This window comes from Mucilaginibacter metallidurans (assembly GCF_003286435.2).
GTDB lineage: Bacteria > Bacteroidota > Bacteroidia > Sphingobacteriales > Sphingobacteriaceae > Mucilaginibacter > Mucilaginibacter gossypii.
On the sequence record NZ_CP043449.1, the window covers coordinates 7,088,520 to 7,111,963 of the forward strand.

The following is a 23,444-nucleotide window of genomic DNA, read 5'->3' on the forward strand; positions in this document are numbered from 1 at the left end:
GGTGTAATCATTGAATTTAGTCGATAGCAACTTGTTTGCGACCTTTTGATTTGGCAACAACTTCGTCCTGTACGTTACGAGGTGCATCAGCGTAGTGGTCAAACTCCATAGTTGAAGTTGCACGGCCTGAAGTGATAGTACGTAATTGGGTTACATAACCAAACATTTCAGAAAGTGGTACCATAGCTTTGATTACCTGTGAGCCGTTACGGGTGTCCATACCTTGCAGCTGGCCACGACGACGGTTCATGTCACCGATAACGTCACCCATGTTTTCTTCAGGGGTTAGGATCTCGATTTTCATGATTGGCTCAAGCAATACCGGTTTACATTTTGGCAATGCTTCGCGGTAAGCAGAACGTGCAGCGATCTCGAATGATAACGCGTCCGAATCGACTGCGTGGAATGAACCATCAATCAAACGAACTTTTAAGCTTGTAAGTGGGTAACCTGCAAGTACACCATTGTCCATAGCGGCTTTGAAACCTTTCTCAACAGATGGGATAAACTCACGAGGGATTGAACCACCAACAATTTCGTTAACAAACTGCAAGCCTTCTTTGTTGTCGTCGGCTGGAGAGATAACAACCTGGATATCCGCGAATTTACCACGACCACCAGTTTGTTTCTTGTAAGTTTCACGGTGCTGGATAGTACCGGTGATAGCTTCTTTGTAAGCTACCTGAGGAGCACCCTGGTTAACTTCCACTTTAAACTCGCGTTTTAAGCGGTCCATCAAAATATCAAGGTGTAACTCACCCATACCAGAGATAACTGTTTGACCAGTATCTTGATCTGTTTGTACCCGGAAAGTTGGATCCTCTTCTGCCAGTTTACCTAAAGCGATGCCTAATTTATCAACGTCGGCCTGAGTTTTAGGCTCAATTGCCAAACCGATAACCGGCTCAGGGAATACCATCGACTCAAGAACCAACTGATGTTTCTCGTCGCAAAGGGTATCACCTGTTTTGATATCTTTAAAGCCTACTACCGCAGCAATATCACCTGCACCTACGTTAGGGATAGGGTTTTGCTTGTTAGCATGCATCTGGAAGATACGGCTAATACGCTCTTTGCTTTCTGAACGCATGTTGTACACGTATGAACCAGCATCAAGGTTACCAGAGTAAACACGGATGAAGCATAAACGGCCCACAAACGGGTCGGTAGCAATTTTAAATGCTAATGCTGCAAATGGTTCTTTAACATCTGGTTTAACCAAAATTTCGGCACCTGTGTCAGGGTTAGTACCAACAACACCTTTTGAATCAAGAGGTGAAGGCATTAACTCCATCACATAGTCGAGCATGGTTTGTACACCTTTGTTTTTGAAAGATGAACCGCAAGTCATCGGAACGATTTTACCGGCCAAAGTAGCCTGACGTAAAGCGTCTAATACTTCGCGCTCAGTGATGGTTGTAGGATCTTCAAAGAATTTCTCCATTAAAGAGTCGTCAAACTCAGCAACTGCTTCCAATAATTTCTCTCTCCACTCAGTCGCTTCGTCAAGCATATCGGCAGGGATAGGCACTTCGGTAAAGGTCATACCTTTATCGTGCTCATTCCAAACAATACCACGGAAGTTGATCAGATCAACTACACCTTTAAACTGGTCTTCAGCACCGATAGGTAACTGCAATGGGATAGCAACGCTGCCCAACATTTCTTTAACCTGTTTTACCACATTAAGGAAATCGGCACCAGAGCGGTCCATTTTGTTAACGAAACCAATACGCGGAACGTTGTAGTTGTTAGCCAAACGCCAGTTAGTTTCTGACTGAGGCTCAACACCGTCAACCGCGCTGAATAAGAACACCAAACCATCAAGTACACGTAATGAACGGTTTACCTCTACGGTAAAGTCCACGTGACCCGGGGTATCAATGATGTTCATGTGATAGTTGTGGTTGCGATATTTCCAGTTTACGGTTGTTGCAGCCGAAGTGATGGTGATACCACGTTCCTGCTCCTGGGCCATCCAGTCCATAGTAGCGGCACCTTCGTGTACCTCACCAATTTTGTGGCTTACACCAGCATAGTAAAGGATACGCTCGGTAGTGGTAGTTTTACCAGCATCAATGTGAGCGGCAATACCAATATTTCTTGTATATTTTAGATCTCTTGACATTTTATTTGTTTTGTGATTTCACTTGACCCTTTAATGATTACACCGATTAAAAAGTGTAAACGTAAATAATCGGTGTAATCTTATTATTAAATCGGTGTAATCTAAATCTTAGAACCTGAAGTGTGAGAACGCTTTGTTAGCCTCAGCCATTTTGTGCGTATCTTCTTTCTTCTTAACAGCGGCACCTTCGCCTTTAGCTGCTGAGATGATTTCGCCGGCTAATTTCTCCATCATGGTTTTTTCACCACGACGACGGGCATAGCTGATTAACCATTTCATACCTAAAGCTATTTTACGCTCAGGACGAACCTCTGTAGGTACCTGGAAGTTAGCACCACCTACACGGCGGCTTTTTACTTCAACAGCAGGCATTACATTGTTTAAAGCTTTTTTCCAGGTTTCTAAGCCGTTTTCGCTTGTTTTTTTCTCAACAATTTCAACAGCGTTGTAAAAAATAGAGTATGCGGTTGATTTTTTACCATCATACATCATGTTGTTTACAAACCTTGTTACCAAAGTATCATTGAACTTTGGATCAGGAAGGATAATTCTCTTTTTTGGTTTTGACTTTCTCATTGCTTTCTATCCTCCTTAATTATTTCTTTTTACCTTTTGTTGGCGCTGCTGCTACCTGACCTGGTTTAGGACGTTTGGTGCCATATTTTGAACGGCGTTGGTTACGGCCAGCTACACCTGATGTATCCAGTGCACCACGGATGATGTGGTAACGTACACCTGGTAAGTCTTTAACACGACCACCACGGATCAAAACGATAGAGTGCTCCTGTAAGTTGTGACCTTCACCAGGGATGTAAGCGTTTACTTCTTTACCGTTGGTTAAGCGCACACGGGCAACTTTACGCATTGCTGAGTTTGGTTTTTTAGGGGTAGTGGTGTACACACGGGTGCACACGCCTCTTCGCTGTGGACAGCTGTCCAACGCTGGCGACTTACTCTTGTCAACCAGAGCTACTCTACCTTTTCTAACTAATTGCTGAATAGTAGGCATTTCTTGCTTTTTTGTCTAATTATTTTATCCCGCATTTCGGGACTGCAAAAGTACGAACATTATTTTTGATTTTCAAGTAGTTGTGTGAAAGTTTTTTTGAGGGGAAGAAGTTGAGGATGTGGGCCACATAACTCATTTGTTTTGCTGATAAATACGATATTAGAATGAATTAGTAAGACGATGAAATATTACAAACGAAATTGGGACGAATCGGGAGGTGATGAATTTGATTTCTGGGGTACCTCATTATGGTACTTTGAATGTGGTGAAGATGATTATGCCTTGAGGCAGATAGAGGTATACGGTGATGGGACTGTTTTAAAATATGATGAAAATCACCCCGAGGATCAATACGGTAAATTATCCGAAGCGCCTTTGGAGGCAGACGAATTTGCGGAGTTTGAGATTACTAAAGAGGAGTTTGAAAATATATGGCTAAATGAACAGTGAAATACTAAAATTTCTTAAGCCTTTTTAGTTGTCTGAACTCGGATTAAACGAATTAAAGAATTTATAAAATTCGCTTGCATTTTGTTAATTCTTTAATCACTGTTCAGAAAAAGTAGTCAGCGAAATCAACGTAATCATAAATATCAACGGTAAAAAAAGGGCCGGACACCGATGTAACCAGGTTTAGGTGACAGCGGGCCGGCCCGTAATACTTTATATAATGGTTTAATCAGGGAGCTTATTCTTTTACCTTATTCCAGGTGTCGCGGTTAAAAGCCAATACTTTGGTTGGATTGCCGCTCGCGTCTTTAGTGAACTTTAAGGGAAAGCCCAAGGCTTGATTTAAAAATAACACTTCAGACAATGGTTTAAAATTGATTTCCTTGCCATCCCATGATTGTTTGAGCGTTAATCCGTCGGGTATCGCGGTTATAGTCAGAAAAAGATCAGCCCTCTCATCCGACTGATATTTGCCCGCCAAAACTTTTATTTGTTCGGGTTTCAGTTGTACCTCTTTAGGTGGGGTGTAGCTGTTTATCTTTGCCCATATTTGCCTGCCACCTAAAGTGATCTGGTTTATTTCGCCGGCTTCATTCTTTGAAAATACAACAGGGATTTTTTCATCGCCGTCATCATCTAAAAATTCAAATTCAAGATCTGATTTACGGGTTAAAGTTAGCTTTTGATCTCCGCCAAGCTGTTGGGCAATTAGTTTATCACCATCTGTCGTTACTTTATATGCTCTATACTCGTTATCCTTTTGCTGATAAATGCCTTCAAAAGCTTTGAGCTGTGTATCGGCAATAATTATTGTTGGCGACTTTGCAACTTTTGCGATAACCGGTGTAATGCCCGGGCCGGTCAAAGCAACTACAGCTATAAATGCAAACCTGCATATATAGCCCGTGATAATTTTAATGCTGGTCATTTTTGATAGGTTTATAATGTTGAACCAAATCTACGAAAAATGATTCTGAAAAATCAAATTTTACAGAATTAAATTTTGATCTGGTTTATTTTGATGGTTTTAAATTCTGATTTTTATCTATTTTTCATTTAAAACCATAATGAAATTCTGTGCTGAATAAATCAGATGGGCATAAAAAGAGCGCCGGTAAAACCAGCGCCCTCTTTCATCACTCACTAAACTACTTATGGAAAACTTAAATTAAAAACATTAATAACCGCGGTCGTGATAATGACCGTGATCGTCACCGTCATGGTAACCATTATTATACCCGTTGTTATAGCCGTTACGGTACCTGTGATGGTGACCATAATCTTCACGAACAACGCAACCTGAGGTTACAGATACTACCGCTGATATTAATAGTGCCAAAGCAACAAATTTCCTTTTCATGGTGTAAAATCTTTAATCATCATCTATATTGAAGATGTACACATATATGACTGATGGAAATGGAAAAGGATTAATCGGGGATTAATTTGGAGAGAAGCGAACTATTTGTTGTCAATGATGCTGGTTATAATCATCAAACCAACCCTATGCTTTCTCTATACTCTTGCTGAATAATGAGCAGGCAATTGGCGCACAAACACCCATCATACAGCTCGCTCAAATATTGCACCTCGTTAATAGTAAGCTGCACGGTACTGCACTGGCACTTGGTAAATGAATTAGCTTTACATTCAAAAGGTGTTTGGCAGCGTTCGCAACGGATGATTTCGTGTTTGTGCATTTTGTTTGGTCGATGGTTAATAGTCCATAGTCCATGGAAAAAGTTTACTAAGTTACCTAACCGCGGGATAGCTTGTAAAATATGAATGTCATTAAAATAAAAAGTCCATGAACTATAGCTTTTTGGCTATGGTCCATGGACTATCGTCTATCGACAAAAAAAACTTATGCAGAGCAAGTCACGCAGCCTTCTTCCATTGAGCAGGTTGGGCCTGCCGGAATTTCGTCGGCCACGGCGTCAACAACGGCCGGGATAACCGGATCCATGTTTTTACCGCCCTGGTTTTCAACTGTAAATTTAACAGCTTGCGATGCTGCTTGTGTACGCAGGTAGTACATACCTGTTTTCAAGCCTTTTTTCCATGCGTAGAAGTGCATTGAAGTCAGTTTAGAAGCATTTGGCGAGTTGATGAACAGGTTCAATGATTGCGACTGGCAAATGTACGCGCCCCTGTCGGCAGCCATGTCAATAATGCTGCGCATTTTGATCTCCCAAACAGTTTTGTACAATGCTTTGATATCAGCGGGGATCTCAGGAATTTCCTGGATTGAACCGTTTGCGCTGATGATCTTATCTTTCATGCTGGTGCTCCAAAGACCAAGGTTTACTAAGTCACGCAGCAAATATTTGTTTACTACAATGAATTCACCACTTAATACACGGCGGGTGTAAATGTTTGAAGTATAGGGTTCAAAGCATTCGTTGTTACCCAGTATTTGTGATGTTGAAGCAGTTGGCATTGGTGCAACCAATAACGAGTTACGTACGCCATGGTTCATTACATCTAAACGCAGGTTTTCCCAATCCCAACGGCCGCTTTCTGGTTTTACACCCCACAGGTCGAACTGGAATTTACCTTGTGACAATGGTGAGCCTTTGAATGTTTCATAAGCGCCATCTTTTATAGCCATATCTTTTGAAGCTGTCATTGCTGCAAAGTAGATGGTTTCGAAGATCTCGATGTTTAGTTTTTTAGCTTCATCGCTTTCAAACGGCATACGCAGTTGAATGAAAGTATCAGCCAGGCCCTGTACACCTAAACCAATAGGACGGTGACGCAGATTTGAGTATTCAGCTTCTTTAACCGGGTAGTAGTTACCATCAATGATCCTGTTAAGGTTGATAGTTGCCTGGTAAGTTACTTCGTACAGTTTATCATGATCAAAAGCACCATTGTTGATGTAACGTGGTAATGCTAATGAAGCCAGGTTACAAACAGCTACTTCGTTTGCATCGGTATACTCGATGATCTCGGTGCAAAGGTTTGAGCTTTTAATGGTACCCAGGTTTTGCTGGTTTGATTTACCGTTAGCCGCATCTTTATATAATAAGTATGGCGTACCGGTTTCAACCTGAGCATCAAGCACTGCAAACCAAAGTTCCTGTGCTTTTACTGTACGACGCTGACGGCCTTCTTTTTCGTATTTAATGTACAGCTCTTCAAATTCTTTGCCCCAGCAATCGGCTAAGCCCGGTGCTTCGTGCGGGCAAAATAAGCTCCAATCCTCATTGGCTTCAACGCGCTGCATGAACAGGTCTGATACCCAAAGGGCATAGAACAAGTCGCGGGCACGCATTTCTTCCTTGCCATGGTTTTTACGCAAATCCAAAAATTCAAAGATATCGGCATGCCAAGGCTCTAAGTACACAGCGAAGGCACCTTTACGTTTACCGCCGCCCTGATCAACATAACGTGCAGTATCATTAAATACACGCAGCATTGGGATGATACCGTTGCTGGTACCATTAGTGCCGCTGATGTATGAACCTGTAGCCCTTACGTTGTGGATACTTAAACCGATACCACCCGCGCTTTGCGAAATTTTAGCAGTTTGTTTTAATGTATCATAGATGCCCTCAATGCTATCATCTTTCATGGTTAACAAAAAGCATGATGACATTTGAGGTTTTGGTGTACCTGCATTAAACAAAGTTGGTGTAGCATGGGTAAACCAACGCTCGCTCATTAAATGGTAGGTTTTGATAGCGCTTTCGATATCGTTTTTGTGGATGCCTACAGATACACGCATAAATAAATGCTGCGGGCGCTCGGCAATTTTACCGTCTATTTTTAGCAGGTATGATTTTTCGAGGGTTTTAAAACCGAAGTAATCAAAACCAAAGTCGCGGTCATAAATGATGGTGCTGTCAAGCAGTTCCGCGTTTTCTTTAATCACTTCATAAACGTCGTCAGCGATAAGCGAGGCATCTTTACCTGTTTTCTTGTCAACATACTCATGCAGGAGGCGCATGGTTTCCGAAAACGATTTAATGGTGTTTTTGTGCAGGTTTGATACCGCGATACGCGAAGCCAGCAAAGCATAATCAGGGTGCTTGGTGGTTAATGAAGCGGCGGTTTCGGCAGCCAGGTTATCCAGCTCGGAGGTGGTTACGCCATCAAATAAACCTTCAATTACCTTTTTAGCCACATCAATGGGATCAACTAATTGAAACCCATAGCACAGTTTTTCAATACGTGCGGTGATCTTGTCAAATTTTACGGATTCTCTTCTTCCGTCTCTTTTTACTACGAACATTTTGCCCCTCCTTTTGCCCCGTTAAAAGCGAAGCTTTTTTAGTTAATATTATTGTGATTTGATTATTTTCTGAACCTTGATTTTTCTTGATTTTGGGATTGGCCTGAGACTACCTAACCTCTAATCACCAATCTCTAACCTCTTCAATTAAAAATCATCATCAAGCGAAAAGCTTTTGCTTTCGGCCGATGCATTTAGTACACCACTTTTTTGATAATCGCCTACACGCTTTTCAAAAAAGTTGGTTTTGCCCTGTAACGAGATCATTTCCATGAAATCGAACGGATTGGTTGCGTTATAGAATTTATCGTAACCAAGTTCGCTAAGCCACCTGTCGGCCACAAACTCAATGTACTGGCTCATTAGCTTGGCATTCATTCCTATCAGGTTAACCGGTAATGCCTCGGTTATAAATTCTTTTTCTATCTCTACCGCATCGGTAATGATCTTGGTAACCTGTTCCTGCGGTAGTTTGTTTTCAAGCATGCCATATAATAAGCACGCAAATTCGCAGTGCGAACCTTCATCGCGCGAGATCAGCTCATTGCTGAAAGTTAAGCCCGGCATCAGGCCGCGTTTTTTAAGCCAGAATATGGAGCAAAAGCTGCCTGAAAAGAAGATCCCTTCAACCGCCGCGAATGCAACCAAACGCTCGGCAAAGTTCCCGTTGTTGATCCATTTTAGCGCCCATTCGGCTTTTTTGCCAACACATGGTACGGTTTCAATAGCATGGAAAAGGCGGTCTTTTTCGGTCGGATCTTTTACGTAGGTGTCTATCAGCAGGGCATAGGTTTCAGAGTGGATGTTTTCCATCATGATCTGGAAACCGTAAAAGCAGCGTGCTTCGGGCAATTGTACTTCGCTCATGAAGTTTACCGCCAGGTTCTCGTTCACGATACCATCGCTTGCGGCAAAAAAAGCGAGTACATGCGAGATAAAATGTTTCTCGCCCGAATTAAGACTTTCCCAATGTTTGATATCGTCCGATAGGTCGATTTCCTCGGCGGTCCAGAAGCTGGCCTCCGCTTTTTTATACATCTCCCAAATTGCGGGATACTTAATGGGAAGGATAACAAACCGGTCCTTGTTTTCCCGTAGTAATAATTCGTTTTCCAAACTCATTGGTGTCTACTTTTTTAGTTTCTTTCTTTAATCAGGTATTCAGACACGAAAGCAAGCCCTACTTTTCAATAAAGCTTTAAATTTTGATGCCTTCGGGTTTACTCCTTAGCAACTGTATTGTGTAACTTTCTGACAGCCAGTTATTTAATTAGAAGTTGACGGATGCTTCTGGCTGCCGGCTGAATGCCTTTTTTATTACCTTGCTGAGCAAAGTTAATGTTTGAGTTGTGTAGTTGTGAATGATAGTTTTTCACAAACCCCCGAGTTATCCACACTTTATCGGCACTTGTTATATTGATGAAAAATTAATGGACTTGAAAACAGCCGATTAAAAATTTGATTGAAATTTGCAGGTCTTTATACTTGCAGATTACGATAATTTAACATTATAAATTACTTGACTTAACACCGACAATTATTGCCAATAATGAAATGCTTTTGCTTGCAGCAGGTATCAATATTTAAATGCGAAGTTAAAAGGTTGTTGCAAGCCGGTATGTGGAAAACAATTACGCCCGTTAATCATGAATCAACGGGCGTATTCCTGAAAGTTTTACGAATTATTTTGCGTCCTCAACCGGAACAAATTTCATCGACACTGAATTTACACAATGGCGGGTGTTTTTTGGCGTCATATATTCACCTTCAAACACATGGCCCAGGTGTGCGCCGCAATTTGCACACAGGATTTCTACCCTGCGGCCATCGGCGTCTACTTCGCGGCGAACAGCTCCTTCAATCTCATCGTCAAAACTCGGCCAGCCGCAAAACGACTCAAACTTATCTTCCGATCGATACAGCGGCGCATCGCAGCGTTTGCAAACGTATAAACCTTGCGCCTTATTGTTCAGTAAAGAGCCGGTGAACGGCCTTTCGGTGCCTTTGTATAATATTACCCTTTCTTCTTCGGGTGTTAATTGATTGTACTCCATATTTTTAATTACTCCGATTTTTTTGATTTCACCGATCAAGAATCCTTTTCGGTTTTTCATCTATATAAAGATACGACAACCCGGGAGGATATAATGTTTTACTGGTTGATGTTTACACTGATTTGACGGGATTTTAGATGGGCAGATGTGCAAATCTCAAATTACAAGCAACTTCCGCGGATTTTTCAGCTTGTGATTAAGCATAGTTTTGGCTTTCAGCTGAACTCACGTTAACTTAGTATTTATTAGTCTCTAACTATGCGCATTGCGATCTTATCCATATTCATTTTGCTGCAATCGGTTAACCCGCTTAGCAAACCTAACTCATTGTTTAAGTATCAGCACCTTCACGTTGTTGATATGTCGAAATACGCAGTCTTGCCTGTAAATCAGCAATTCATTGATTCGTGGTTTGGAAAAGAGTATTGTACTACACAATTGGCTGACGCAGATTTTGTAGAAATAGACAACATGTTGATCAAGGCTGTTGAAGATCACAATAAAAAGAAAGAATATGGTGCGATATATAACCCCGATAAATACTATAAACAAGTATTAGCCATGATAAATGGAAAGGGCGAAAAAGAAGTGTATCTAAATTGTTTATGCGCAATACGCTTTCCTGCAAACTGGAAGAAGCATTTGGTCAATGTTATGGACGGTGGCAACTGCTATTTTCAGGTAAGGATAAATCTTAAAACTAAACAAGTGATAAGTTTTTCAGTAAACGGCATTGCCTGATCTGCCGTCGTCGGCTTAATATCCCGCATCCAGCTTTTTTAACAGTTCGAGGCCTTCATTCCACTCTCCGTAACCCGCTGATACATTGATATGGCCGGCATCGCCAATATTCACAATTTCACTTCCCCAACTGTCTGCAAATAATGAGGCCCGTTCCCTGCTTACATAGAAATCATTGTTGCTAAATACGGTTATTGATTTGAATGGTAGCTTGCCTAATGGCATCGGGGTAAAACCACTTGTGCCGGTTGGATAACTATCTGCTTCGGTATCGCTCGGCGCAACCAGTAACGCACCCTTTATTCCAATGGCATATCGCTTTGCCCACGAGGCTATGGCAGCACAAGCCAGGCTATGACCAACTAAGATTACGTTTTCCGGATCATAGCGGTTTACATAATCATTTATAGTTTTTATCCAATCGCTGCAAATCGGCGTGTCCCAATCCTGTTGTTCAATACGGGTAAAATTGAACTGCTTTTCCCAAATACTTTGCCAGTGTTGTGAACCTGAATTACCCAATCCCGGGTGTATAAGAATATCAGCGTTGAAAACCATAGTTTAAATAACCTAATAAATGAAAGCTCAATATAGGGACTTTAACCCTCGGTCACGAGTTTGAACGACCTTCAGCCACCTGTTTAATCACTTTATTCCTCTTTACCAACAATTGTGTCATGTAGTTAGACAGGAACAGGAAGTTTACCGCTTCTCCCAATATTCCGCCGGGCGATTCGAACGTGAAAATATCCCGCATCATGGTTTGGTGAAGGATAGGATAAAAATAATGCTCATGCGTAAAGCTTTTGAAAGCACCCTCAACCTGGATATCGGTAAAGTAATTTGGATATTCCATTTCAGTGATCTTTGAGGTAAGGTTTTGCCATATGCCGAAATGCTTTGCCCGCCAGGTAACAGTTTCGCCGAGTTCAATCAAGCCGCTTGTACGACCGGCAATAGCTCGTTCGCCAGTATGTTTTGTTGACTCTACATGTACATCAATGTTACGGGAAATGTCAAACACTCTTTCAACAGGCGCATTAATATGGGTAACGAGTAAGATCTGTGAAGACATATGGTAAATAAAAAATGTCATTGCGAGGAGGAACGACGAAGCAATCTCGTAGCCATGCATATTCGCAACGCATTTGCTACGAGATTGCCGCGCTATCGCTCGCAATGACATAAATTTAAACAATTACATCAGCGTAATCATCAAAATCAAAAAACAATCAACGGTTAAAATTCCGCATTCTTGGGGAATCTCGGGAAGGGGATTACATCGCGGATGTTGCCCATGCCGGTAACAAACAGCACCAACCGCTCAAAACCCAAACCAAAGCCGGCATGCGGACAAGAGCCGAAACGGCGGGTATCCAAATACCACCAAAGTTCTTCGGTAGGGATGCCCATTTCGTTCATGCGTTGTTCTAACTTGTCTAAACGTTCTTCACGTTGTGAACCACCTACAATTTCGCCAATGCCCGGGAACAGGATGTCCATGGCGCGCACAGTTTTGCCATCGTCGTTCTGACGCATGTAAAACGCTTTGATCTCCTTTGGATAATCGGTCAGGATCACCGGCTTTTTAAAATGTTTTTCAACCAGATAACGCTCATGCTCACTTTGCAGGTCGGTACCCCAGCCTTCAACAGGATAAACAAACTTTTTCTTTTTGTTTGGGGGGGATTCTTTCAGGATGTCAATCGCCTCGGTATAGGTTAGGCGCTCGAAATCGTTATTTAAGCAAAACTGCAGTTTTTCAAGCAGCGTCATTTCTGAGCGCTCGTTTTGCGGTTTGGTTTTTTCCTCTTCAGTTAGGCGTTGGGTTAAAAATTCGATGTCATCGGCATTTTTATTCAACGCGTATTTGATCACATATTTCAGCATGTCCTCGGCAAGGTCCATGTTGTCAACCAGATCGTTAAAGGCTACTTCCGGCTCAATCATCCAAAACTCGGCCAGGTGGCGTGTGGTGTTTGAATTTTCGGCACGGAAAGTTGGGCCGAATGTATAAATATCACTCAAGGCCATAGCACCAAGCTCACCTTCCAGCTGTCCGGATACGGTTAAGTTAGTAGCACGACCAAAAAAGTCTTGTTTAAAGTCAATCTCGCCGGTATCTGTTTTTGGGATGTTATCCAAATCGAAGTTGGTAACGTGAAATGTTTCGCCTGCACCCTCTGCATCCGAAGCAGTGATAATTGGTGTGTGTAGGTAAACAAACCCGCGCTCCTGAAAAAACTGGTGCACCGCGAATGCCAGGCTGTTACGTACCCTGAATATCGCACCAAAGGTATTTGTACGAAAACGTAGGTGTGCTTTTTCCCGCAAAAATTCAAGGCTCGGCCTGTTTTTTAATTGGAGGGGATATGTTTCAGGATCGCAATCTCCCAATATCTCAATTGCATTTGCAACAACCTCAACGGTTTGGCCTTTACCTAAAGATGCTATCAGTTTACCCTGAACACTAAGTGCTGCACCAACGGTAATGCGTTTAAGTAATGCCGGGTCGGTATTTTCAAAATCAACAACTACCTGGATGTTATTATTAGTTGAGCCATCATTCAAAGCAATAAAACGATTTGAACGGAATGCGCGCACCCATCCTTTAACTGTTACATCAATTTCGGTTTGCTGGCTTTGCAGCAATGCTTTGATCTTAGTTCGCTGACTCATATCATGTATAATTTTTAGAGTCGCAAAAATACAATTAATTATGAAAGCGCACTTTGAAACATGAGCTAAAAAACATTAGCATGTTAACACGGAAAAGTATATCAGGAGAAAGGGGAAAAGGAAACCAGCGACTAAAAATGTAGCCGGGAACATGAAGTATCCCGGCTATTTCTTTTTGACGCTTACTTGTTTGTAACCATGATTGTGTCACGGAGTAACGTGTTTGTCGTCGCGCCGCCTACCATAATAGTGTCTTTGCTTTTATTCAATGACTGGTTGGTAATGCTTTTTTTTGCACTAACACTGTCTTGTTTTGGGGCTACGCCATTTTTTTGGCAGCCAGCAAATAACAGAAGTGATACTGAGGCGGTTAATAATAGAACTTTTTTCATAAAACAAATTTACAACTAATACGAATCATAATTAAGCTTAGTTACAATTAATATAAAAGTTAATATTTGAGTTTAGCTTTAAACTTGCCCTCGCTAAAAGTAACCTTGTCCGGATGACTTTCGGTTTGGCTATCAATTACTTTCAGAAAACGTAATTCGAACAATCCCTGCAGTATTTTATCGGCCTGGTTGTACGAAATTATAGTTACCGAACTAAGATGGGTAGGGTCAGGTTTGTATCTGGCTAACGAGGAGCCGTTTTTTGTAATGTGGTAATAGTTTTCGTTTGCTTTGAGGGTATAATACCCAACACCATCAAACACAATTTTAAAACCTACCTGCTCTTCTTCACCTCCAATGGTGGTTTTTGCTGATATGGTAATGGTATCACCCATTATATTCGAACCGGAAGGGTTAGCCTCCCATTTGATGTTGTTTTTTTGCGCAAGCATAAAATCGGGTATGACCGGAAAATTACAGCAGTCCTTTTTTTTGCAGGCTGAAAAAAGCAGGGCCACGGCTATGGCTAATATCAAACAGGGATATTTCATTGCTTTACTGATGATAGGTTAATAAATTGTACAGGAAATATAAAGATATTTAAAAGTAAGGCATATTATACGTGGTTTCAGTAAGTTTGCCGCTCATTTTGTTTTATTGCACATGAATCCTAAAGTGAGCCTTGTTATTGGTATTTTATGTATTTCCTTTTCGCCGATATTTGTAAAGCTTGCCGGGGTATCACCTATAGGATCGGCATTTTACCGGGTATTTATAGCCTGGATTTGCCTTGCCCCATTTTGTGTATTTAGGCAAAAACTTAAAATAGATAAAAAGCAATTGCTTATTTCCATAGCTGCGGGCATGGTTTTCGCCCTTGATATTGCGGTATGGAATATTTCGCTGTTAAAGATCAGCGCCACTGTATCAACCCTTATTGCCAACCTGGCCCCGGTTTGGGTGGGCCTGATGAGCTTCCTGTTTTTAAGAAAAGGATCAGGTCGGCTATTTTGGATAGGCACACTCATTGCCATCGCCGGCATGGTTGTTTTGGTAGGTTATGAACACATTTTGCACATGGAACTTAACGCCGGCATACTGCTGGCTATACTCGCCAGTTTTTTTTATGCTACCTATATCATGATCACCAAAAATATTATGGCCGGTATTGATGTGTTTAGTTTTATGTTTTACAGTATGCTGAGCGCCAGTATTTTTTTATTGGTGATCAATGGATCTATGCATAACGATATTGTTCATCTTTCATTAAAAGCATGGCTTTGCTTTATTGGTATGGGGCTTATTTGCCAGTTAGCAGGCTGGCTCACTATTAATTATTCGTTGCGCTATCTGGAACCAACGAGGGTTTCTATTGCTTTATTAAGCCAAACGGTTTTTGCCGGGCTGCTTGCCGCGTTTTTGCTGCATGAACGTTTAGGTTTTAATGAGATTGCCGGCAGCATAATTGTATTGGCGGGGATAGCGGTAACATTTTTAAAACCCCGAAATCAAAAAGCGAATACCTTGGTTTAAACGTTTAAGCGCAGTACAAATGAAGCTGTATCATATCACGATGTTAATATCTTTAGTTCGCTTCGGTAGCAACGATCGAAGTACGATTGTATAATTTTATTACTTTTCTAATACTTTAACAGTATTTAATGTAACCCTATTGCTTTATTAAGTAATTGATTATAAGTTTATTGTGTTTAGATTATTGAATTTCTGTTAACCCTGTTAACCCCTGTCATAGCAGTAATTAAATTGGTATATATCTCAGGATCTTAACTCAAAGCGTTAAATGGTAACTTGTCTCTTAAGGAGATTGAATTTTAAACAGCTCGTTATCAAACAAAACCGTATTTTAACGTTTTCGAATTACGGGCAACGATCTATCTTCCCTACATTTGCTTTAACTCATGATTCAAAAATCCACTATCGACCGTATTATGGAAGCCACCGACATTGTGGAGGTGATAGGGGAATTTGTGCAGTTAAAAAAACGCGGGGCTAACTACGTAGGCCTTTCGCCTTTTGCGAACGAGCGTACCCCTTCGTTCACGGTATCCCCGGCAAAAGGTATTTTTAAAGATTTCTCAACAGGAAAAGGCGGTTCGGCTGTTACGTTTTTAATGGAGCTGGAAAAGTTCAGTTATCCTGAGGCCTTGAAATGGCTTGCTAAAAAGTACGGCATCGAGGTTGAAGAAACTGTTGAAGCTCCCGAAAACCGCGAGGAGGATCTTCGCCGGGAAAGTCTCATGATCGTATCGGCATTTGCTGCTAAGTTTTTTCACGAGGCCATGCTCGAAACGGAGGAAGGGCAAAGCATCGGTCTCAGTTATTTTAAAGAACGCGGGTTCACCGCCGAAACTATCAAAAAGTTTGAGCTGGGCTATTCGCCCGATCAATGGGAAGCTTTTACAGGTGCCGCTATCAGGAACGGCTATAAAGAGCAGTTTCTGGTCGAGAGCGGTCTGTCGGTAAAGCGGGATAACGGGGCCTTGTTCGACAGGTACCGCGGTCGGGTAATGTTCCCGATCCATAGTTTTACCGGCAGGGTAATTGGTTTTGGCGGCCGTACACTAAAAAAAGATAAAAACGTAGCCAAGTATGTTAACTCGCCCGAGTCGGAGATCTACCATAAATCAAATGTACTTTACGGCCTCTACTTCGCTAAAAAGGCTATTCGTGAGCAGGATAACTGTTACCTGGTAGAAGGTTATGCCGATGTACTTTCTGTACATCAGACGGGGGTTGAAAACGTGGTGGCTTCATCAGGCACATCACTCACAACCGAGCAGATTAAGCTCATTGCCCGTTTTACTAAAAATATTACCATATTATATGATGGCGACGCAGCCGGGATCAAGGCTTCGCTGCGTGGTTTGGATATGATCCTGGAGGAAGGGCTTAATGTAAAAGTAGTGCTGTTTCCGGATGGACATGATCCTGATTCATTTGTACAATCGAAAGGGTCAAGTGCTTTTAAAAAGCACATCGAGGAAAATAAGAAGGACTTTATCCTGTATAAAACCCAGATCCTGCTTAAAGAAGTTGGAAACGACCCGATCAGGAAAGCCGACGTAATTCGTGAGGTGGTTGAAAGTATCGCCAAGATTCCGGATAACATCAAGGCATCAGTATTTATAAAAGAGTGTAGCGGCTTATTGCAGATAGACGAGCGCGCCCTTTTATCCGAGCTCAATAAAATGCGCACTGCCAAAGCCAAAAAGGAGGAGCAGCAGCGTCAGCAGCAAAACAACAGGTTTGCCGAAATGCCCGACGAACCCCACTTTTTTGATGAGCCTGTTGAACTTGAGCCACAAGTTGCTAAAGAAGATGCTTTTCAGGAAAAGGAAATTGTGCGTTTATTGCTGCATTATGGAAGCCGTATGATCGACTGGGATGGCATCGCCAATACCTATATAGGCCCGTTCATCATAGCTGAATTAAGTGATGTTACCTTTGATCATCCGGTTTGTAAGCAGATTACCGAAATTTACCGTCGCGAAGTAGAAAACGGCGTACTGCCGGATGAGGCTTATTTTATTCACCATAAGGACAAAGCTATAGTTGATTTAACTATTAACATGTTAGCCAGTAAATATTCGCTCAGTGAGAACTGGTACGAAATGCATAAGATCACGGTGAACGATGAGCAGGTTAATATGAAGGCAACTATTCTTGGTGCTATATTTCACCTTAAAAAGCACAAGGTTGGTAAGATGCTGGAAGACCTGCGCACCCAGCTTCAAAAAGCCGATACTGAGGCCGACCAGGAAATACTGCTTAACCAGTACATGCGTATGAAAAAGGTAGAAAAATCAATATCTGACTTTTTGGGTTCCGTAATCATAAAATAATGACCCAACACCTCGAACTTGGCCGCACCGGCGAAGCATTAGCCAAAACCCACCTCGAAAAAGCAGGCTACGAAATTCTTGATGAAAACTGGACTTACGGAAAAGCTGAGATAGATATAATTGCTTATAAAGACAAGGTTATTATATTTACCGAAGTAAAAACCCGTACAGGCAATGGTTTTGGCGAACCTGAGGATTTTGTTGATAACCGTAAACAAAAACTGCTGGCCGAAGCTGCCGATGAATACATCTACCTCATGAACCATCAGGGCGAAGTGCGGTTTGATATCATCGCTATTTTGTTTGACCGCAGTGGAAATTATATACTAAACCATATAGAAGATGCGTTTTGGCCTTCGGCCACATAACACTTATGAATAATAAACTAAAGCTATTTTTTGCCGCCCTTGCCCTAACGGCCTTCGGCTGCAGCTGTAACCATAAACCTGATAGCTCGGCTACAGATTATACCATCACTCCCGACGCCGGTGCAAACTATAAAGCCGGCGATAAGATCGATATCAAAGTAAGCTATCCTACAGGCAGTAAAGTCGATTCGGTAGTTTACCTGCTCGATTCGGTAAAGATTGCTTCCAGCAAAGATACTGCAGGCATCAGCCTTAAAACAGATACCATTGGCTTGGGTATCAGGATGATCACAGCTAAGGTTTATGAAGGCGGTAAAAGCAATGAGGTAACAACCAATATCCTGTTACTGGCAGCAAAAGCGCCGGCCAGGTACACTTATAAGGTTGAAAAAGTTTTCCCGCATGATACCGCCGCGTATACCGAGGGCTTGCAGTACGTTGATGGGGTTATGTTTGAAAGCACTGGTGAAAAAGGGTATTCAACAATCAGAAAGGTTGATCTCAATACAGGTAGGGTTTTACAGGAAACCAAACTTGATACGCAATATTTTGGTGAAGGCCTCTCGGTTATTGGTGATAAAGTAGTGCAGCTTACCTGGAAAGAAAAAGTAGGCTTTGTATATGATAAAAATACATTGAAGCTACTTAACAATTTTACCAACAACGTTGGCCCGGAAGGCTGGGGAATGTGTTTTGACGGAACCAAACTTTATATGGACGATAGCACCAACCGGATCTGGTTCCTGGATAAAAATGATTACCATCAGATAGGCCACATTGATGTATGTGACGATAAACAACAGATAGATTCAATAAACGAACTGGAATACATCAACGGTAAGATATACGCTAATGTTTATCAAACCGATAACATATTGGTGATCAATCCTAAAACCGGTGCGGTGGAGCAGATAATTGATATGAAAGAGATCTACCCGGTGGCAAGCCGTCCGCAGGACAGGGACTGGAATAATAACGTGCTAAACGGAATTGCCTGGGATGCCAAAGGTCAACGCCTGTTTGTTACCGGTAAAAAATGGCCGCACCTTTACCAGGTTAAGTTTGTGCCGGTTCCATAGCCTCGCCCCCCCAATCCCCTGAAGGGGAAACCATAGTTTGAAAGACTATTTTTATAAACATGAAACTCCCGGATTACCTGGGCGTTTCGTGTTTTAGTTATTGATCAGTTCCCAGCCATATCGGTTCATAAATTCTTCAACCTCATCACTGAATGATTTCTTTTGATGATGATTTTCCTGATTGTTAATATAGCTAATGACAGTTGATATCTGTGATTCACTTACCGATACTGCAAAGTAGTCGTCCTGCCAACCGAATTGTTGTTTTATTAGTTTGTTCTTATTTATCCAAAGAGATGATTCTCCTTTAATTAGCTGGCTTATTTTGGCAATATTTTGATCTTTTCCTAAAGAAATAAGGCAGTGGATATGATCGGTATAGCCATTAATCGCTTGTAAGAATATCCCTTTCTCTTTGCAGTTCTCTATGATGTGTTTATGTATCTGGTATCTTATGTTTTGAGTAAGCAAGGGCTGTCTGTCTTTAGTTGCAAATACCAAATGGATCCAGATTTTTACAAATGACATAGTTTAGGAGGTTGTTCTTTCCTTAAAGGTATGGTTTATTTTGGCTAAAGCCCTTTAAATGTTGATGATCTTACCCGTTGGTTAAAACCAACGGCAATGAAAAGTCATTTATTGGGGCTGTATTAACCATTGTTTGTTCCGGTTTAATTTACGACTATAAAATGTTAATCAACGAACTGTTAAAATTCATTGCCGTTGGTTTTAACCAACGGAATAATAGGGAATTGCAAACCGGCTTTAGCCGAAATCGCTGGAAAGGCTTCTGCTATAATTTAAAACTTTTTTCAAACGTGAAACGCCCGGATTTTTCGGGCGTTTCACGTTTGAAAAAAGAGCTCCCCCTTTAGGGGGGTGGAGCTATCGCCACGCTTTATATTGATTGATCAGGCCATTGGTTGATGAATCATGGCTGCTGATCTCGGCATTATCTTTCAGTTCAGGAAGGATTTTGCCGGCAAGTTGTTTGCCAAGCTCAACACCCCATTGGTCAAAGCTGTATATATTCCAGATAATACCTTGGGTGAAGATCTTGTGCTCATACATGGCAATTAAAGCACCTAAAGTGTATGGTGTGATCTTTTTAATCAGGAATGAGTTTGTTGGACGGTTGCCTTCAAATACCTTGAACGGAGCGATCTTAGCAATTTCTTCATCTGATTTTCCGGCAGCTTTTAGTTCTTCAATAACTACCTCTTCGGTTTTACCGTTCATTAAAGCTTCGGTTTGAGCAAAGAAGTTTGACAGCAGCATGTTGTGATGTTCGCCCAGTGGATTGTGCGATTGTGCCGGGGCGATAAAATCGGCAGGGATCAATTTAGTGCCCTGGTGAATCAATTGATAAAAAGCGTGCTGACCGTTTGTACCGGGTTCGCCCCAAATGATCGGACCGGTAGAGTAGTCAACATCTTTACCATTACGGTCAACATGTTTGCCATTACTTTCCATATCGCCTTGCTGGAAATAGGCAGAGAAACGGTGCAGGTATTGGTCGTAAGGTAAGATAACATTGGTTTCGGCCTCAAAGAAGTTGTTATACCATATACCGATCAGTCCCATAATAACCGGGATGTTTTGGGCAAATTCGGCATTTTTGAAATGATTGTCAGTCGCGTGGGCACCGGCAAGCAAATCGGCAAAGTTTTCAAACCCAATGCTCAGGGCAATTGACAAACCGATAGCGCTCCATAAAGAGTAACGGCCACCAACCCAATCCCAAAATTCAAACATGTTTTTAGTATCGATGCCAAATTTTTCAACAGCTGCTGCATTGGTTGAAAGGGCGGCAAAGTGTTTAGCTACATCGGCCTCAGTAGCACCGCTGGCCAGGAACCAGTCGCGGGCGCTGTGGGCGTTGCCCATAGTTTCCTGGGTAGTGAAAGTTTTTGAAGCCACCAGGAACAGCGTAGTTTCAGGATCAACTGCTTTCAGGGTTTCAACTATATGAGTACCATCCACGTTACTTACAAAGTGGAGGTTCAAATGATTTTTGTATGCTTTTAAAGCTTCAGTAACCATTACCGGGCCAAGGTCAGAGCCGCCGATACCGATATTAACCACATCAGTAATAGCTTTGCCGGTATAACCTTTCCACTCGCCCGAGATAATAGCTTCGCTGAAAGATTTCATCTGGTCAAGCACTTTATTTACATCGGGCATAACATCTTTACCATCAACATAAATAGGAGTGTTGCTGCGGTTACGTAATGCGATGTGCAGCACGGGCCGGCCTTCCGTAACATTGATTTTTTCGCCCGAATACATGGCGTCTATCGCCTCTTTTAGTGAACACTCTTTGGCCAGCTGTATTAATAAAGCGATGGTTTCATCGTCGATACGGTTCTTTGAATAATCAAGCAGGATATCCTCAAACTGGATCGAGAATTTATTAAAGCGCTGGTCATCAGCATCAAACATTTCCTTCAGGCTTTTTGATACAATATCGATGTAATGATCTGTAAGATATTTGTAAGCCTGGGTTGTTGTAAAATCAGTAGTTGGCAGCATAATTGTGTTGTTTTTCAACAAAAGTAAAAAGTTAATTGAAAGGTAACTGTTAAATAAAATAATAGTCTGGCATAGTGTTAATTAAACACGGCTGGCATAGTGTTTACTTTACACCAAAAAATTATGAGAATTACAAAGAAATTACAAATATATTTTGAAGTTTAAAATTTTTATTTAATATATTTGTATCGATGGTAATCAAATAAGGAATTTATCATCAATTTGTAAATTTACTTTAAAAACACGTATTACTATGTTCGAAAAACTGTTTTTGCTTGTAAAAGATAACGCCGGGACGGCTGTTATCAACAACCCGGTGATCCCTGCTAAATATCATGAAGCGGTGATCAATGAAGCTTCAAGTTCAATCATTGAAGTTTTAAAAGGCCAGCTTGAAAGCGGCAAGGTGAAGGAACTTATTAAGTACTTCCAGTTTTCGGGTAGTTACAACAATTCATTAGTATCGAGCATAACCAACCGCTTTGCAAATAAGCTTAACACTTTTTACAGTATTGATCCGGCACATGCGTTAACAGTTGCAAAGGCTTTGATCCCAACTGTAATGAATGAGCTGGTTAAGGAAACTAAAAGTGGTGAGGCTAAAGAATTTGCTTTGGGTACTATGTTAACTAAACTAAACGGTAACCGTACCGATCTGAACCCGCTTGTGAACAACCTGATGGTTGCCTAACATACTATTACATCTGCCTAATGAACGGGCCTGCTGATTGTTAAACAATTTGCAGGCCTTTTTATTTATAGCAATTTTTCAAATTATATATATTTGCCGCATGACTAAAGAACAAGTTCAGGATTTAAGGGATAGAGTAACTTCCCTGAGGAGGCATCTTTGACATTGATAAGAAGCTGGAACTATTAAAAGAGGAGCAGGAAATAACCATTGGTCCGCATTTTTGGGATCACCCCAAAGAGGCCGAAAAGGTATTGGCATCCATCAAAGTAAAAAAAGTATGGACGGATGCTTTTCAGAAGGTAGTATCGGTTGTTGATGACGCCGGCGTGCTTTTTGAATTTTACCAGGGCGGCGACGCCACCGAGGCTGAAATGCAGGAGCAATATAATGCAGCTATAAAAGCCGTTGAAGAGCTTGAGTTTAAAAACATGCTCTCGGCCGAAGAAGATCAACTAAATGCGGTGCTTCAGATTACGGCGGGTGCCGGCGGCACCGAAAGCTGCGACTGGGCCGGCATGCTCATGCGTATGTACATTATGTGGGGCGAAAAGAACGGCTATAAAGTAACCGAGCAGGATTACCAGGAAGGCGACGTGGCCGGCGTAAAAACCGTTACCCTGCAGTTGGAAGGCGAGTTTGCCTATGGCTATCTGAAAGGTGAAAATGGGGTACACCGCCTGGTGCGCGTATCGCCTTTTGATGCTAACGCCAAACGCCATACTTCGTTTGCTTCGGTATATGTTTATCCCCTGGTTGATGATACTATTGAAATTGAGGTAAACCCTGCCGATATTGAATTTGAAACCTTCCGCTCGGGCGGTGCCGGTGGTCAGAACGTGAACAAGGTAGAAACGGCCGTGCGTTTATATCACAAGCCATCGGGCATCATCATCAAAAACCAGGAATCGCGTTCGCAATTGCAAAATAAAGATAACGCCATCCGCTTGCTGAAATCACAATTATACGAAATTGAAATGCGCAAACGTATGGAATTAACCAATGCTATTGAGGGCAATAAAAAGAAGATAGAGTGGGGCTCACAGATTCGTAACTATGTTTTGCACCCATATAAACTGGTAAAAGACCTCCGTACCGATCACGAAACTTCCAACGCTGCGGCAGTGCTCGATGGTGATCTGAATGATTTCCTGAAAGCCTACCTGATGGAATTTGGCGGGCCAAAGAGTTAAAAATAAGAAAGTAAGGTCATGCCGAATT

General features: G+C 41.8%; 25 protein-coding genes. 9 read left to right on the plus strand and 16 right to left on the minus strand.

What is annotated here, in order from left to right:
- Positions 1–16 precede the first annotated feature (16 nt).
- From fusA to rpsL, 3 genes are all read right to left on the minus strand, one after another.
- Entirely contained in the window at positions 17–2,128 is a 2,112-nt protein-coding gene (gene fusA, locus DIU38_RS30620; protein WP_090530243.1) for an elongation factor G, read from the minus strand.
- Between the two features lie 108 nt (positions 2,129–2,236).
- Positions 2,237–2,704, minus strand: a complete 468-nt coding sequence (gene rpsG, locus DIU38_RS30625) for a 30S ribosomal protein S7 (protein ID WP_022830654.1) — start codon at positions 2,702–2,704, stop codon at positions 2,237–2,239.
- A 19-nt stretch (positions 2,705–2,723) separates the two neighbouring features.
- Positions 2,724–3,137, minus strand: a complete 414-nt coding sequence (gene rpsL / locus DIU38_RS30630; RefSeq protein WP_073405808.1) for a 30S ribosomal protein S12 — start codon at positions 3,135–3,137, stop codon at positions 2,724–2,726.
- A 180-nt stretch (positions 3,138–3,317) separates the two neighbouring features.
- Between rpsL and DIU38_RS30635 the strand changes: the two genes are divergently transcribed.
- Entirely contained in the window at positions 3,318–3,587 is a 270-nt protein-coding gene (locus DIU38_RS30635) for a DUF6881 domain-containing protein (protein ID WP_112653197.1), read from the plus strand.
- Between the two features lie 238 nt (positions 3,588–3,825).
- On the opposite strand, the gene DIU38_RS30640 is transcribed toward DIU38_RS30635, so the two are convergent.
- The 6 genes from DIU38_RS30640 to DIU38_RS30665 form a co-directional block, all read right to left on the minus strand.
- On the minus strand, positions 3,826–4,515 hold the full coding sequence (locus DIU38_RS30640; protein ID WP_112653196.1) for a hypothetical protein: 690 nt from the start codon (positions 4,513–4,515) through the stop codon (positions 3,826–3,828).
- A gap of 249 nt (positions 4,516–4,764) precedes the next feature.
- Positions 4,765–4,947: a hypothetical protein gene (locus DIU38_RS30645; RefSeq protein WP_090530234.1), complete on the minus strand. Its 183-nt coding sequence runs from the start codon at positions 4,945–4,947 to the stop codon at positions 4,765–4,767.
- A 133-nt stretch (positions 4,948–5,080) separates the two neighbouring features.
- Entirely contained in the window at positions 5,081–5,287 is a 207-nt protein-coding gene (locus DIU38_RS30650) for a cysteine-rich CWC family protein (RefSeq protein WP_112653195.1), read from the minus strand.
- 164 nt (positions 5,288–5,451) lie between these two features.
- Positions 5,452–7,824 (minus strand): ribonucleoside-diphosphate reductase subunit alpha, encoded by a 2,373-nt coding sequence (locus tag DIU38_RS30655; protein WP_112653194.1) that lies wholly within the window; start codon positions 7,822–7,824, stop codon positions 5,452–5,454.
- Between the two features lie 147 nt (positions 7,825–7,971).
- Complete coding sequence (locus DIU38_RS30660) at positions 7,972–8,946, minus strand: ribonucleoside-diphosphate reductase small subunit (protein WP_090530224.1); 975 nt, start codon at positions 8,944–8,946, stop codon at positions 7,972–7,974.
- 560 nt (positions 8,947–9,506) lie between these two features.
- Complete coding sequence (locus DIU38_RS30665; RefSeq protein WP_091171965.1) at positions 9,507–9,878, minus strand: methionine-R-sulfoxide reductase; 372 nt, start codon at positions 9,876–9,878, stop codon at positions 9,507–9,509.
- 258 nt (positions 9,879–10,136) lie between these two features.
- Here DIU38_RS30665 and DIU38_RS30670 point away from each other — a divergent pair, with 258 nt between their 5' ends.
- Positions 10,137–10,619, plus strand: coding sequence for a hypothetical protein (locus tag DIU38_RS30670; protein ID WP_112653193.1), 483 nt, complete (start codon positions 10,137–10,139; stop codon positions 10,617–10,619).
- 15 nt (positions 10,620–10,634) lie between these two features.
- On the opposite strand, the gene DIU38_RS30675 is transcribed toward DIU38_RS30670, so the two are convergent.
- From DIU38_RS30675 to DIU38_RS30695, 5 genes are all read right to left on the minus strand, one after another.
- The gene (locus tag DIU38_RS30675) at positions 10,635–11,177 is read right to left on the minus strand and encodes an RBBP9/YdeN family alpha/beta hydrolase (protein WP_112653192.1); all 543 of its coding nucleotides are present in this window, start codon (positions 11,175–11,177) and stop codon (positions 10,635–10,637) included.
- Between the two features lie 52 nt (positions 11,178–11,229).
- Positions 11,230–11,694 carry an SRPBCC family protein gene (locus DIU38_RS30680; RefSeq protein ID WP_112653191.1) on the minus strand — a complete coding sequence of 155 codons (465 nt, stop codon included), beginning with the start codon at positions 11,692–11,694 and terminating at the stop codon, positions 11,230–11,232.
- Positions 11,695–11,858: 164 nt separating this feature from the next.
- Complete coding sequence (gene asnS / locus DIU38_RS30685) at positions 11,859–13,298, minus strand: asparagine--tRNA ligase (protein WP_112653190.1); 1,440 nt, start codon at positions 13,296–13,298, stop codon at positions 11,859–11,861.
- Between the two features lie 182 nt (positions 13,299–13,480).
- A complete protein-coding gene (locus tag DIU38_RS30690) occupies positions 13,481–13,690 on the minus strand; it encodes a hypothetical protein (protein ID WP_112653189.1) in 210 nt (69 codons plus the stop codon).
- 59 nt (positions 13,691–13,749) lie between these two features.
- Positions 13,750–14,241 carry a DUF6252 family protein gene (locus tag DIU38_RS30695; RefSeq protein WP_112653188.1) on the minus strand — a complete coding sequence of 164 codons (492 nt, stop codon included), beginning with the start codon at positions 14,239–14,241 and terminating at the stop codon, positions 13,750–13,752.
- 112 nt (positions 14,242–14,353) lie between these two features.
- On the opposite strand from DIU38_RS30695, the gene DIU38_RS30700 reads away from it, so the two are divergent.
- The 4 genes from DIU38_RS30700 to DIU38_RS30715 all read left to right on the plus strand — a co-directional run bounded on the left by DIU38_RS30700 (position 14,354) and on the right by DIU38_RS30715 (position 19,000).
- Positions 14,354–15,223 carry a DMT family transporter gene (locus DIU38_RS30700; RefSeq protein ID WP_112653187.1) on the plus strand — a complete coding sequence of 290 codons (870 nt, stop codon included), beginning with the start codon at positions 14,354–14,356 and terminating at the stop codon, positions 15,221–15,223.
- A gap of 386 nt (positions 15,224–15,609) precedes the next feature.
- Positions 15,610–17,553, plus strand: a complete 1,944-nt coding sequence (gene dnaG / locus DIU38_RS30705) for a DNA primase (RefSeq protein ID WP_112653186.1) — start codon at positions 15,610–15,612, stop codon at positions 17,551–17,553.
- Positions 17,553–17,921 (plus strand): YraN family protein, encoded by a 369-nt coding sequence (locus DIU38_RS30710; RefSeq protein WP_112653185.1) that lies wholly within the window; start codon positions 17,553–17,555, stop codon positions 17,919–17,921. Before dnaG ends, DIU38_RS30710 begins: the two co-directional genes overlap by 1 nt.
- A 5-nt stretch (positions 17,922–17,926) precedes the next feature.
- On the plus strand, positions 17,927–19,000 hold the full coding sequence (locus DIU38_RS30715; RefSeq protein ID WP_112653184.1) for a glutaminyl-peptide cyclotransferase: 1,074 nt from the start codon (positions 17,927–17,929) through the stop codon (positions 18,998–19,000).
- A gap of 93 nt (positions 19,001–19,093) precedes the next feature.
- On the opposite strand, the gene tnpA is transcribed toward DIU38_RS30715, so the two are convergent.
- A complete protein-coding gene (tnpA, locus tag DIU38_RS30720; RefSeq protein WP_112653183.1) occupies positions 19,094–19,528 on the minus strand; it encodes an IS200/IS605 family transposase in 435 nt (144 codons plus the stop codon).
- A gap of 161 nt (positions 19,529–19,689) precedes the next feature.
- Between tnpA and DIU38_RS30725 the strand changes: the two genes are divergently transcribed.
- Positions 19,690–19,875, plus strand: coding sequence for a hypothetical protein (locus tag DIU38_RS30725; RefSeq protein ID WP_149354210.1), 186 nt, complete (start codon positions 19,690–19,692; stop codon positions 19,873–19,875).
- A 10-nt stretch (positions 19,876–19,885) separates the two neighbouring features.
- Here the strand turns inward: DIU38_RS30725 and pgi are convergent, their stop codons facing one another.
- Positions 19,886–21,532 (minus strand): glucose-6-phosphate isomerase, encoded by a 1,647-nt coding sequence (gene pgi, locus DIU38_RS30730; RefSeq protein WP_112654009.1) that lies wholly within the window; start codon positions 21,530–21,532, stop codon positions 19,886–19,888.
- A 253-nt stretch (positions 21,533–21,785) separates the two neighbouring features.
- On the opposite strand from pgi, the gene DIU38_RS30735 reads away from it, so the two are divergent.
- Together DIU38_RS30735 and prfB are read left to right on the plus strand one after the other, a co-directional pair.
- A complete protein-coding gene (locus DIU38_RS30735; RefSeq protein ID WP_112654008.1) occupies positions 21,786–22,223 on the plus strand; it encodes a hypothetical protein in 438 nt (145 codons plus the stop codon).
- A gap of 100 nt (positions 22,224–22,323) precedes the next feature.
- Positions 22,324–23,416, plus strand: a protein-coding gene (gene prfB, locus DIU38_RS30740) for a peptide chain release factor 2 (protein WP_112654007.1) whose coding sequence is annotated in 2 segments (ribosomal slippage) — positions 22,324–22,383 and positions 22,385–23,416 — 1,092 coding nt in all. Because the reading frame shifts where the segments join, the coding sequence is not laid out codon by codon here.
- Positions 23,417–23,444 lie beyond the last annotated feature (28 nt).